Origin of the sequence: Streptomyces sp. NPDC050315, assembly GCF_040655775.1 — a bacterium.
In the GTDB taxonomy this organism is placed as follows: Bacteria; Actinomycetota; Actinomycetes; order Streptomycetales; family Streptomycetaceae; genus Streptomyces.
Map to the genome: position 1 here is coordinate 142,831 of NZ_JBFAKN010000012.1, position 10,681 is coordinate 153,511.

At 68.9% G+C, this 10,681-nt stretch carries 11 protein-coding genes and 2 pseudogenes; 7 read left to right on the plus strand and 6 right to left on the minus strand.

The features are described from left to right. Positions 1–84: 84 nt before the first annotated feature. Positions 85–423, plus strand: a pseudogene (locus AB0I82_RS33785) (DUF4158 domain-containing protein); the annotation flags it as partial. 171 nt (positions 424–594) lie between these two features. Here AB0I82_RS33785 and AB0I82_RS33790 read toward each other — a convergent pair. Next, positions 595–915 (minus strand): annotated as a pseudogene (locus AB0I82_RS33790) (DUF4158 domain-containing protein); the annotation flags it as partial. Between the two features lie 196 nt (positions 916–1,111). Here AB0I82_RS33790 and AB0I82_RS33795 point away from each other — a divergent pair. After that, a complete protein-coding gene (locus tag AB0I82_RS33795) occupies positions 1,112–1,753 on the plus strand; it encodes a recombinase family protein (protein WP_363261301.1) in 642 nt (213 codons plus the stop codon). A gap of 17 nt (positions 1,754–1,770) precedes the next feature. After that, entirely contained in the window at positions 1,771–1,983 is a 213-nt protein-coding gene (locus AB0I82_RS33800) for a helix-turn-helix domain-containing protein (protein ID WP_363261302.1), read from the plus strand. A gap of 163 nt (positions 1,984–2,146) precedes the next feature. Here the strand turns inward: AB0I82_RS33800 and AB0I82_RS33805 are convergent, their stop codons facing one another. Then, positions 2,147–2,752: a molecular chaperone gene (locus tag AB0I82_RS33805; protein ID WP_363261303.1), complete on the minus strand. Its 606-nt coding sequence runs from the start codon at positions 2,750–2,752 to the stop codon at positions 2,147–2,149. Between the two features lie 394 nt (positions 2,753–3,146). After that, positions 3,147–3,350: a hypothetical protein gene (locus AB0I82_RS33810; RefSeq protein WP_363261304.1), complete on the minus strand. Its 204-nt coding sequence runs from the start codon at positions 3,348–3,350 to the stop codon at positions 3,147–3,149. Between AB0I82_RS33810 and AB0I82_RS33815 the strand changes: the two genes are divergently transcribed. Then, positions 3,349–3,774: a hypothetical protein gene (locus AB0I82_RS33815; RefSeq protein WP_363261305.1), complete on the plus strand. Its 426-nt coding sequence runs from the start codon at positions 3,349–3,351 to the stop codon at positions 3,772–3,774. The two genes, AB0I82_RS33810 and AB0I82_RS33815, sit on opposite strands and share 2 nt — an antisense overlap. Here AB0I82_RS33815 and AB0I82_RS33820 read toward each other — a convergent pair. Genes AB0I82_RS33820 through AB0I82_RS33830 form a run of 3 tightly spaced genes read right to left on the minus strand, consistent with a single transcriptional unit; the run spans position 3,746 to position 6,670 of the window. Next, a complete protein-coding gene (locus AB0I82_RS33820; protein WP_363261306.1) occupies positions 3,746–5,260 on the minus strand; it encodes a hypothetical protein in 1,515 nt (504 codons plus the stop codon). The two genes, AB0I82_RS33815 and AB0I82_RS33820, sit on opposite strands and share 29 nt — an antisense overlap. A 4-nt stretch (positions 5,261–5,264) precedes the next feature. Further along, positions 5,265–5,594, minus strand: coding sequence for a helix-turn-helix transcriptional regulator (locus AB0I82_RS33825; protein WP_363261307.1), 330 nt, complete (start codon positions 5,592–5,594; stop codon positions 5,265–5,267). Then, on the minus strand, positions 5,591–6,670 hold the full coding sequence (locus tag AB0I82_RS33830; protein ID WP_363261308.1) for a site-specific integrase: 1,080 nt from the start codon (positions 6,668–6,670) through the stop codon (positions 5,591–5,593). Before AB0I82_RS33830 ends, AB0I82_RS33825 begins: the two co-directional genes overlap by 4 nt. A gap of 517 nt (positions 6,671–7,187) precedes the next feature. Between AB0I82_RS33830 and AB0I82_RS33835 the strand changes: the two genes are divergently transcribed. The 3 genes from AB0I82_RS33835 to AB0I82_RS33845 all read left to right on the plus strand — a co-directional run bounded on the left by AB0I82_RS33835 (position 7,188) and on the right by AB0I82_RS33845 (position 10,681). Then, positions 7,188–7,955, plus strand: a complete 768-nt coding sequence (locus AB0I82_RS33835) for a hypothetical protein (protein ID WP_363261309.1) — start codon at positions 7,188–7,190, stop codon at positions 7,953–7,955. 414 nt (positions 7,956–8,369) lie between these two features. Next, a complete protein-coding gene (locus tag AB0I82_RS33840) occupies positions 8,370–8,660 on the plus strand; it encodes a pilin (RefSeq protein ID WP_363261345.1) in 291 nt (96 codons plus the stop codon). 386 nt (positions 8,661–9,046) lie between these two features. Continuing rightward, positions 9,047–10,681, plus strand: a complete 1,635-nt coding sequence (locus tag AB0I82_RS33845; RefSeq protein WP_363261310.1) for a hypothetical protein — start codon at positions 9,047–9,049, stop codon at positions 10,679–10,681.

Sequence of the window (10,681 nt, forward strand, 5' to 3'; positions counted from 1 at the left end):
GTCGGCTAGCGCACCGGCTGGAGGCTCCGCTGGGGTTCACGGAAAGGTCGCCGGATGGGCGCCGGGGCTAGCTACGGTCCGCTCGTGCCAGTGGAGTTTCTGACTGATGAGCAGGCTGAGGCGTACGGGAAGTTCGCCGAGAAGCCGACCCGCCCCGAGCTGGAGCGGTTCTTCTTCCTGGACGATGTCGACCGCGATCTGATAGCCCGGCGACGCTCCACGCACCACCAGCTCGGCTTCGCGCTCCAGATGTGCACGGTTCGCTACATCGGCCGGTTCCTCCCGGACGACCCGCTGGAGGCGCCGTGGCCGGTGGTCGAGCATCTGGCCGCGCAGCTCGGCATCGAGGACCCGTCGGTGGTGAAGCGGTACACCGAGCGGCCGAAGACGGCGTACGAGCACGCGTGGGAGATCCGGGACGCCGGACTTCGGGGCCATGGTCGCGGCTCGCTTCTGGATTTGCACTCGTGCTCTTCGACAAGTTGTGATCATGGTCGGTGTCGTGCACAGCAAAAAGAGGAGCACTCCGTGGCAGACAGCACCGACAGCCGGCGGCTCGATGCAGTCGTTGCGGCACCGGGCCACCACCGCCGCCGCCAACCGGTCCCGCGACAGCTCTACCGGACACAGCTCGGTGGACAGCCACCCGGCCAATCGCTCCTGGTCCTCCTCGGTGTTCGCCCGGAACCCGTACGCCGCCCGGATCTCGCTCCGGTGCCGCTGGATCGCCTTGCTCTGCCAGTCGTAGGCAGCCCACGCCTCAGCCGAGACCTTCACCTGCTGAGCCACGTACTCCACCGCGGCGGCCGGCACCTCCTTGGCAGTCTCCGGGAACCGGGCCTCCACCTCGAAGAACTTCAGCAGCAGAGCGAAGCCGAGCCGGGTCGACCCGGACTTGTTCCGCACCCTCTTCATGTCGTCTTCGAGAAGCGTCCAGACCTCAATCAGGTCCTCCGGCTCCCAGTCCTGGCGCACTCGCACTCCTCCGCCCTCAACCGAGATCACTCGTTCAGCTCAACGAGACGCCCAGCGAGGGGAAACGAGGGCCAGGGGTAGTTACACAGCGCTACATGTCCGTTCGCCGTAGCTATACGAGAACAGGGCCGACAAGGTGTTCTCCGAGAAGATCAGCACTCGCGTCCGGGTGAGGCCCCAGTTCGAGGCCGCGCTCGCCCTCGCCCGCCAGATCAAGGCCCACGCCCCGCACTGCCGCGTCATCTTCACCGTGTACGAGATGAAACGCCTGGGCCGCGACGCCGCCGAATTCACCGCGCTCGCCGACCACCTCACCGCCCACGGCCTGGTCCTGGAGATACTCGCCGGACCCCTGCCCGGGATGTACGACCCCAGCGGGCCCGGCCGCCTGCTGTTCGCGTTCTTCGCCGCGATGGCGGAGACCGAGCGGGAGAACATCCGCGAGTCGTCCCTCGAAGGACTCGACGCGGCGGCCCGCAAGGGCAAGCACGGCGGCCGACCGCCCGTCATCACCGACGACATGCTGCACACCGTGCTGCGGCGCCGTGCGAACGGCGAGTCGGTCGAGCAGATCCAGCCCGACCTGATCATCCCCACCGGCAAACGCAAGGGCCAGGCCCCCAGCGTCGCAAGCATCTACCGCGCGCTCGCCGAGCACGAGAAGCAGCAGGCGTACCCCGAAGCCGTCGCCCAGGCGCACGCCGACTTCGCCGACCTCCAGGGCGACGACATCCCCCGACCCCGACCGGACGCCAAAACCCTCAGCTCACGACCATGATCAAGTGCTTAGCGTTAATGGCTGTCCTCCCCAGTACGGAGGAGCAGGTACGTCACGCCCGCGACCTGCTCGCCCGCCCGGATAACACCGTCACCTCGATCGCGAAGCTCCTCGGCGTCTCCAGGAACACGATCTACAACTACGTGCCCGAGCTGAAGGGCGGCCGCCTCGCACTCGCTGAGGCGACGAGCACGCCGGAACTGCCCCAACCCACCAGGTCAGAGGACTGATCACCGTCGTTTGCGGCTGGTGACAGCGTTCTTACCGGCACCCCAACTCCCGGAGCGTCTCGCCGAACGCGAGGAGAACCTGCGAGCCGCTCGGAGCACCAACCGAGAGCTGATGACTTAGCTCAACAGCACCCGCCCATGGTTGGAGCGCGAGTGGGTAACGTCATGCTTGCCGGGCGCAGTGACGGGCTCCGTAGTCGTCAATGTAGGACCACTCCACCGCGCCCTTACCGTTGGGCGCATCCAGCAATTCCTGCTGTCTGGGACGGACCATGAGCGGTCCACCAATCTTCACACCGTCCACGGTCACTTCAGCCACGGAAACGCAATAATAAGACGGATTGCGCACCCACATCTTGCCGTCTTCCGCGGAGAACTGCAGCCCCTTCGCCGCCTCGACAGGCGTGCCCGACAGCCCCTTCGGACGGTATAGGAAGTCGAGCCATGTCTGCTCAGCCGACTGGATGCCCTGCGGCGGAATGGCCAGGATGCAGAAGTAGAGCAAGGTTTCCCTGTCCGAAGGCAGTGGCGTACCTGCAAGAACCTCATAGGTGATCCTGAACGCCTGCCGGTCCCCTGGCTGGATGCTCCTATGTGCCGGTGAGACCGCGAACGGCAGCCGTTCCTTGCCCGCCGGAGCGCCTCGGTCACTTGCGAGGTAGACCTGCACCACGCGAGGCTCCTCGGAGTCCCCGTTGGACACCACCACGCTTGTGGGCAACGCTCCAGCGTCGAACACCACCCGCGCCCTATCGGCTGTCACCGTCATGCGGATCCTCCTCATGCTGGTATGCGGGACCCGTCGGGCCCTGGGCCTTCATGGTCACAGCTTGTTCTTATGCTGTCACTCACCGCATCTTAACTAGACACTGAGTGGCTGTCTTTGATCCCTGAAGTGCGGCGTTCACCCTGGTCCGTGACGAGCCCCGCGGGTCAGGCGTCGCGTCACGAGTGTGATGAACGCCCAGCAGTCCGAGCTGGACGAAGAGGCCGCGGCCCGCAGGCAACTGGCACCGCGCGCCACCGCCATTTGTCCCGCGAAGCAGTATCTTCACCCCGGATTCTTCGGCGGGCGGACAGCAGTCTGTGCGGTACACGGTTGCGGTTGACGCGCCGCTACCCCGCGCCTGGCGTGCGGCGCGGGGTAGCGGTTTTGCCTGAGGTCAGGCGGTCTCCGGGGCAACAAACTTGCGGTGGTACTCCCCGCCCAGGCAGACGGTCATGCCCTGGTAGACGGCGAGCTCGCCACCTCCCTCGCGGCACTGCTGAGCCGTGAGCCAGCCGTCGGCTGATGCGGTGGAGGCGGCACCGAGCATGGCACCGACCCCCAGTGCGGCAGCGGCTATGGAAAGAGCGAGTCGACGCATGGCGTCCTCCGTCCTCGCCGGCGCCAACCACGGTTCCATTGATCCCCGGGGCCGTACTTCGCCGACCTCCAGGACGCCGACGACATCCCCCGCCCCCGCCGAGTCCGCATCCGGCGGCCGGACGACCCGCTCACCCCGGCGCCAGCCGGGCCATGATCAATCTCAACGGCACTTCCTGTACCGCAACTACTCACACCCGTACCTGGAGGGCCGCTCGATCGCCGCCCTCGACCGCGGCATCCCCGTACGGCGCGGCCAGGGCTGCACCCTGCGCGTCACCGCCGCCCCGGCCGTGCACCACCAGCTCCTCGCCCGCTGCCACCCGCTCGACGGCGGCCCGGGCTCCCCCGCGGTCCCGGCCCAGCGCAAAGCCCACCGCGAGTACGAGAGCCGGGTCAGCGCGCTCGCACCGACCTCTTCATGATCGTTCTCACCGATAACCACGGTTCCATTGATCCCCGAGGCCGAACGCGAAGCCGCTCCAAGGTGGCGTCCTGTCCTCGCATCGGCGCACTGATCCAGTGGTTGCTGGCCCGGCCGGTCGCGTTGGCGGTCTGGTTGTTGATAAGCAGGTGAAGGTTCGCGGTGTTCGGCCACCGGTGTCGCCGGTGGTCCAGCCAGTCCGTCAGGAGTTTCAGGGTGAGGTCGTCGAGAGGCCGGGCGCGTCCGGCGATGGTCAGCCGACGGTCGCCGAGATCGACGTCGTCGAGCACGAGGGCGGCGATCTGGGCGACTCGGGCGGCGTGGACCGCTGCGAGGGCGAGGACGAGCCGCGCCGCCGGGGTCATCGCAGCCGTGACGGAGCGCTCGACCTGCTCGGGAAGAAGCGGTTGCAGCACGACGTACTCGTTCTGCCCGACCTTGATCCGGCTGGTGGGGTTGCGGAAGATCAGCCCCTGCCGTTTGGCCCAGGTGAACAGGGACCGCAGGGCGACGAGTTGGTCACGCCGCTGGTGCCCGCACAGCGTCTTGACGTGGGTGAGGACGTCATCGCGAGTCACCTCCCGCAGGTGGTCGTAGCGGTTCGACCACTCCAGCAGGGCCGGACGGGCCTGGTTGAGGGAGAGCCAGACCGTGCCCTCCTTGCGCGGGAGGCTGCGGGGGCCGCCGTCGCGCAGGACGCGGGTCCAGCGCTCGGCTTCCGAACGGATGCCGGGTGCGAGCCCTTCCAAGCGTCCGATGAGCCAGCGCTCGAAGGAAGGCTCGCTGTCGTCTTCGAAGATCCCCATCTCCTCCAGCACTGTGATGATGTGGCCGACGGGCAGGTCCAGGGCCCGCAGCGGGGAGAAGATCTCCGTGTGCCGGATGACGTCGCCCTCGACGTGACCAGTGAGGGCGACGGCCAGGCCGCGGTTGGCCGCGAAGCGGATGTTACGTCCCCAGCCGCGGGCCTCAGCGAACCGGTGGGCGAGGTACCTCGCCCAGGCCAGCCACGGGCTGGCCAGGTCGGCGTCGGACGGATCGAGCCGGTCGAAGTGCCGGGGAACCTGCTCGAACAGCAGCGGCTGCCGCCAGCCGGAGTCCGGACGCCAAGCCGGCGCCGGAGGTGGCTTGCCCGGGGACCACGCCGTCCTCCCTGCCGTCGGGCTGGAGGCGTTGGTCTTCTGCGGTAGTGCATCCCGATGAAGAACAGCTGTTGGTGCCGGACGGCGGCGAGTCGCACCCGCACGTTGTCCCTTCCGCCGCCTGGCCGTCAGCTGTCTTCGCGTCGAGGCGGGCCTGGCACCAGCACAAACGGAATAGTCCCACTTCAACGGCTGGACGCGACGGCAGCCGACGCATTCCGCCGCGTCGTGCCCGCGGCCGAACATGTAGCAGGTGTGGCAGAGCCGCCCGCGGAAGTCACCCCAGGCCAGACGGCCTGGGCAGGAGCTGGTCGGCTTGACGTAGCCCTTCGGGAAGCGTGCCACCTGCTTACTCCGGCGGCAGTGACCGGCCGTCCCGGCGCTTGGGGATCACCTTCGGTGCGGCGGTGCCCGAGCCGGCAGCGGCCCAGATCGTTTCCTCCTGGCCGGGGCGGCGCACCTTCTCCGGCTCGGGAATGAGGAGGTCGCCGATCTCGCAGCCGAGGACGACGCAGATGACGTCCAGGTCCTCCAGCTTGAGGGAGACCGGTTGGCCGGACCACAGTCCGGACATCTTCCCGGCCGAGATGACCAGGCCGTGCTCGGCCAGGCTCCGCTGAAGCTCGGAGGCTTTCCAGATCCCCTTGTTCGCGGCGGTCAGCCGCAGGTTCCACTTCATCGCAGAAGCCCTTCCAGCCGCTTCGCGGCCCGCTGCTGCCCGGCCACCCAGGCGTCCTCGACCCGGGTCTGCTGGACATGGACGTATCGCATGGTCGTGGCGATCCAGGAATGTCCGAGGACTTCCTGGATCGCGATCAGGTCGAGTCCGCCGAGATAAAGCTCGGACGCGCAGAAGTGCCGCAGGACGTGCGGGGTGAGCAGCTTGTCGCCCCAGGCTGGCAGATGTGCCGTGGCCGCGGCCTTGAGGCCGCCGCGCAGGGCGTCGTCGCCAACCCGGCCCGAGGAGCCGTCGGAGCATCTGCGCTCGGAGGGGAGCAGCGGGGCGCCGGGGCGGGTGTGGTCGTCGTCGAACTGGCCCCAGACGTCCTCGATGAACCATCGGAGCGTGCGGTCGGCACCGTTGATCAGGGGGACCATCCGCTCGCGCGGGCCCGAGCCGCGGGCTCCCTTGCCGTGGCGGACGTGGAGCTTGCCGAAGCGGCCCAGGTCCCACTTGATGTCCGACAGATCGAGCTTGCACGCTTCGCTGACCCGCAGCCCGACCTGGGACATCAGCTTGGAGGCGGTGTAGTTCCGGGCGGTCGGGGCGAACTTCCGGCAGGTCGCCAGCTCGCCGCCCCATCCGGCGAACAGCGTCTTGACCTCCGGCCCGGACGGCGGAATCCGCAGTGCCGCGTCCTTCGCTCCGCGCGGCCGGTTCATCTCGTCGATCGGGCACTCGATCACCCGACCGGTCATCCGGTGGAGCTCGACTTTGTGCCGTAGATCCAGGAACAGGAAGTACGTGCTCAGAGCCTGAGAGCGCCCGAGCCGGGTGCCGCTCGGCGAAGCCCGCAGCACCTTCCCGAAGTAGGCGTCGGCGTCGGGCGGCTCCATCTCCCACAGCGGCCGGCCGAACCAGGACCGTATCTGCTCCAGGTGCCCGACGTCCCCGCGGATCGTGCCGTCCGCCAGCCCCGCCGAGGCCCGCGCCAGCACGAACCCCGCCAGGACGTCGGTCTCGAACTGCTCCAGCTCCTCCGCCGTGGTCGGCGGCCGGACATCGCGCAGGTCCCGTACTGCAGCCAGCGCCAACCCGAGCCTCCTCACCTTCATCCCGACCGTGAACCGATCGGGCACAGTGAGAACGCTTCAGGAATCCCGAAGTTACGTCAGTCCGTGAGTCGCTTTCGGAGAGAGGACGAACCTCCTGGCCACGGGGTTGCGGGCTCGGGAAAGCTCAGAGCAACCCACGGGATGTCGCACAGCAGCACGGAGCATTTCCGTGCTCCCGCTGAAATGGAACCAGTAAAACCGCTGGTCAACAGAAGATCTGCCGTGAGGAACCAACGCCGTGCTGTCTCGACAACCTGCATGTAGAGGCATGAAGTCATCAGCGAATCTCCCGGAGATTCCTCCAGCGATTTTCTCGACGGCCGAGCAGCACAGAAGGTCCTGGTCAGCGCCTGATTCGCCAGGGCGTGGCAAGCGCGTGGCAGGGCCACGGCCATCTCGCGGTACCCCTGTGACGCATTGATGGCGAGGCCGTGGCAGAGGCGGCTGGCGCGATGGGCGGCGACCCAGATCGGTCGCATTGAGCCAAGGAGCCGCCATGCGAACCACGTCCATCTGCCCCGCCCGCTCGGCTTGCCCCGTCTATCCCGTCTCGCCCCTCGACCAGGTCGAGTCCGCGTTCCAGGCACTCGCTTCAGGAGTCAGTCCGCTCACCCTGCCGGTCGCGCCGGCCATCGGCTCGGACGGCGTTGGAGCGCTGCCCGTTACCCGGGTCCGTGCTCGGCTGGTGCATCCCAGCTGTACCGAGCAGATCCGCGCGCAGGTGTGGGAGGAGGTGCTGCGTCGGCGGGCGCTGTGCGGGGAGCCGTGGGGCACCGTCGCTGTCGGGCTCACCGTGCCCGGGCTGCGGCGGGCGCTGTCCCGCCTGCCCCGCCTGGCGGAAGTCGAGGCGTGTGAGCTGGAACAGGAGGTACTCACGGCGGTGACCGCCGAACTCACCCTGCTGCCCGTGGATGAGCCGCAGGCCGGGCTGCGGCTCGTACGGGCCGGGGATCGTGCGGCGCATCGCCTGCTGTACGCCGCTCGGCGCGACCGGCGCCGTGTGGTCGTGCCGCTGGACGAGAATACGATGTGGCAGCGGCTTCCCGTTGTGGGCGATGCGCCGGTGTTTGCGGTGCTGGAGCGTGCCGTTCAGGCCGACGTCCTCACCGAGGAGGAGGCCGAACTCATCGCTCGGACGCGGTTGGAGCGCCAGGTCATGGCCAAAGTCGCCGCGGCGGTGGGGATGAGTGTGCGCGCTGCCTTCCGTCGGCGGGCCGCAGCCGAGCAGCGCCTAGTCCAGGCACTGGCTGCTCAGTCGTTCTGATGGGTCGGAGGCTCGCGGAGGCCACGGTGGCACGGTCAGGTGCCATTTTTCTCCTTAGAGGGGTGAAGGCGGCTTCGGCACCCCTAGTGCCGTAACAGCCTCCGCGTCTCGCTCGCCCCTTGGGTTCGGGCACGGCGTCTCGTGCTGACACCCGATCCCGCCCTTCTCCCGCGTCCAGCGGCCACCTGCACCCGTGAGGGAGGTGAAGCGCTGCGCGGGCCGGCCCGCTCCCAAGGGGAGACGTCAACTCCGTTCCTCCGCGCTCTCTCGTCTCCCGCCCTGTAGGGCTTTCTCGTCAGGAGGTGTGTGTCCGTGCTCGTATACCTGCGCCCGCTGCGGGCCGGGGCCGGCCGACCGACGTGGCGCCGTCGGGGCCGCATCGCCGGGCGGGTGCTGTTCGTGACGTTCTTCGCGCTGGTGGTGCTGCTGTCGGATCCGCCGTTCTCCTGGGCGGTGGCGGACATCCCGACCGTGATCAGCAATCTGCGGAATTGGATCATCGGCATTCTCGCCGGTCTCGCCACTCTGTTTCTCACTTTCGGCGGGCTGCGTTACTTGATGGCCGGCGGCGATCCGGGCGAAGTGGAGTCGGCCAAACGGGCGTTGAAGGCCGCGGCCATCGGCTACGGCCTGGCCGTACTCGCCCCGGTCCTGGTCACCGTGCTGCAGAGCATCGTCGGCGCGGGCGGCAAGGGAGGCGGCTAGTGATCGCCTCCCGCACCGCGCATCGCATCGCGCTGTTTTTCCTGGTCACGGCTTTTCTTGCCATGACACTGGGTCCACTGGCCGCAGTGGCCGACGCCGCGCCACGCCTGCCGGCTGCCCCCATGGCCCCCGGTGATCCGGAACCGCAGCCTGCCCCTGGCCCCAGCGCTCCCCCGCCCAAGCCGGGTTCCTCGCGCCCCAGTCCTGCTCCCGGCCCGCCGCCGGCGCCAGGGCGTCCCTCTCCCGAACCCTCGCGACCATCGCGTCCCTCCCCTCCGGAGCCGTCTCCGGGCCCCACCCCGCCGGCCTGCGAGGTCACCGGCGGCGACTGCTCCGCGCTACCCGGCTTCGACTGGGGTGCTGCGTTCGACCTCCCCGGTCTGATCGTGAATGCGATCACTGGGTTCCTCGGCATGGTGATCGAGCAGATCATGGAGCCGCTCCGGCAGCTGCTGGGCGACACCCTGCTGACCACCCCCGACGTCACCAAACAGGCGGACATCAAACGACTGTGGACCGGCTCGCTGGGTATCGCAGCCAGTATCTACGTCCTGTTCATCACTGCCGGTGGCGTCACGGTCATGGGCTACGAAACCGTCCAGGCCCGCTACGCCCTCAAGCAGATCGCTCCCCGCCTGCTGATCGGGATGATCGCCGCCGCCACGTCGCTGACCGTCATGGGCAAGGCGATCTCGCTGGCGAACGCGGTCTCGTACGCCGTCATGGGCACGGATTTGAGCGACGCCGGGAAGGGCTTGGTGGAGCGGATCGTCCCGTTCGCGCTGTTCGGTGTCGCCGGGCTGAAGCTCTACCTGCTGATGATCGCCGTCATCGTGGTCGTGCTGCTGCTGGCGGTACTGATCGGCTACACGGTCCGGGTCGCGGTGATGGCACTGCTCGCCGTGGCAGCGCCGCTCGCGCTGTCCTGCCACGCCCATCCGGTCACCGACCCGCTCGCGCGCATGTGGTGGCGGGCGCTGGCCGGCTGTCTGACGATCCAGATCGCGCAGTCGATGACGTTCATCGTCGCGCTGAAGATGTTCTTCTCCCCCGGTGCCACACTGCTCGGCTTTCCCAAGCCCAACCAGCTCGGCACGCTACTGGCCGGGCTTGGCTTGTTCTGGATTCTGTTCAAGATCCCCGGCTGGTGCCTGCGGTTCGTCTTCCGCTCCACTCCGGTGAACGTGAACATCCCGGCCCCGCTGCGAATGCTGCAGTCGGTGGCCCTGTGGCGGCTGATGGGCCGCGCCGTGCCCGGTGGTGGTGCGGGAGGGCGCGGGCGTGGCGGTCCGGGCGGCGGTTTCGCCGGCCGTCGCGGGCCAGGGGGCGGGCGCCCACCAGGAGGCGGCCGCCCCGGAGGTGGGCGCCCAGGTGGCGGACATGGAGGGGGCGGGGGCCGTGGCGGTGGGGGCCTTCGTCCCGCTCCGGGCGGCCTCGCCGGGGTCGTGATTCGTCGCGGCCGGGCTCTCCTCGCCCGTGGCAGAGGAGCCCTCGGCAAGCCTCACGCGGCACCGTCCGCCCAGGGCGCCACCCCGCACCCAAAGCAACGCCCACCGAGTGCAGCTGCGAGCCCCACTCCGGCCGCCAGCGGAGGCCGCAGTACGCCTCGGCACGGTACGACCGGGGTGAGACACGGTCCGGCCGGGCTAAGAGGGGGAACCAAGCAAGGCCCCCGCACCGTGATCCACCCGTCCCAGGCCCGCCGCAGACAGCAGTTGGCGCTGCCGATCCCCGCCAAGCGTGTCCCAGCGCGCCCCGGACGCCCAACTCAGCAACGTCTGCCAATCGCCGTACAGCGGGTGCCACGTACCGCCCGCATCGTCCCCGGCGCCCAACCGCCCCCGTCCGCAGCAGCCCTCGCCCCAGCGCCAGTAGCTACCGCGCCCTCCCCACCAGCGCCACGGAGGCGCCAGCTGACGCTCCCCATCCCCGCCACCCGAGTCCGCACCCGCCCCGCCCGGCCAGTGCAGTTGCGCCTCCCCCTGGAACCACCCACCCCGCCCTCGCCGCCCCGGAGGTGA

What these genes read in the sequence shown, in the direction of transcription:
- AB0I82_RS33805 (WP_363261303.1), bottom strand. Translation starts at nt 2,752, where the DNA reads ATGACGGTGACAGCCGATAGGGCGCGGGTGGTGTTCGACGCTGGAGCG.
- AB0I82_RS33800 (WP_363261302.1), top strand. Translation starts at nt 1,771, where the DNA reads ATGGCTGTCCTCCCCAGTACGGAGGAGCAGGTACGTCACGCCCGCGAC.
- AB0I82_RS33825 (WP_363261307.1), bottom strand. Translation starts at nt 5,594, where the DNA reads ATGAAGTGGAACCTGCGGCTGACCGCCGCGAACAAGGGGATCTGGAAA.
- AB0I82_RS33810 (WP_363261304.1), bottom strand. Translation starts at nt 3,350, where the DNA reads ATGCGTCGACTCGCTCTTTCCATAGCCGCTGCCGCACTGGGGGTCGGT.
- AB0I82_RS33815 (WP_363261305.1), top strand. Translation starts at nt 3,349, where the DNA reads ATGGCGTCCTCCGTCCTCGCCGGCGCCAACCACGGTTCCATTGATCCC.
- AB0I82_RS33835 (WP_363261309.1), top strand. Translation starts at nt 7,188, where the DNA reads ATGCGAACCACGTCCATCTGCCCCGCCCGCTCGGCTTGCCCCGTCTAT.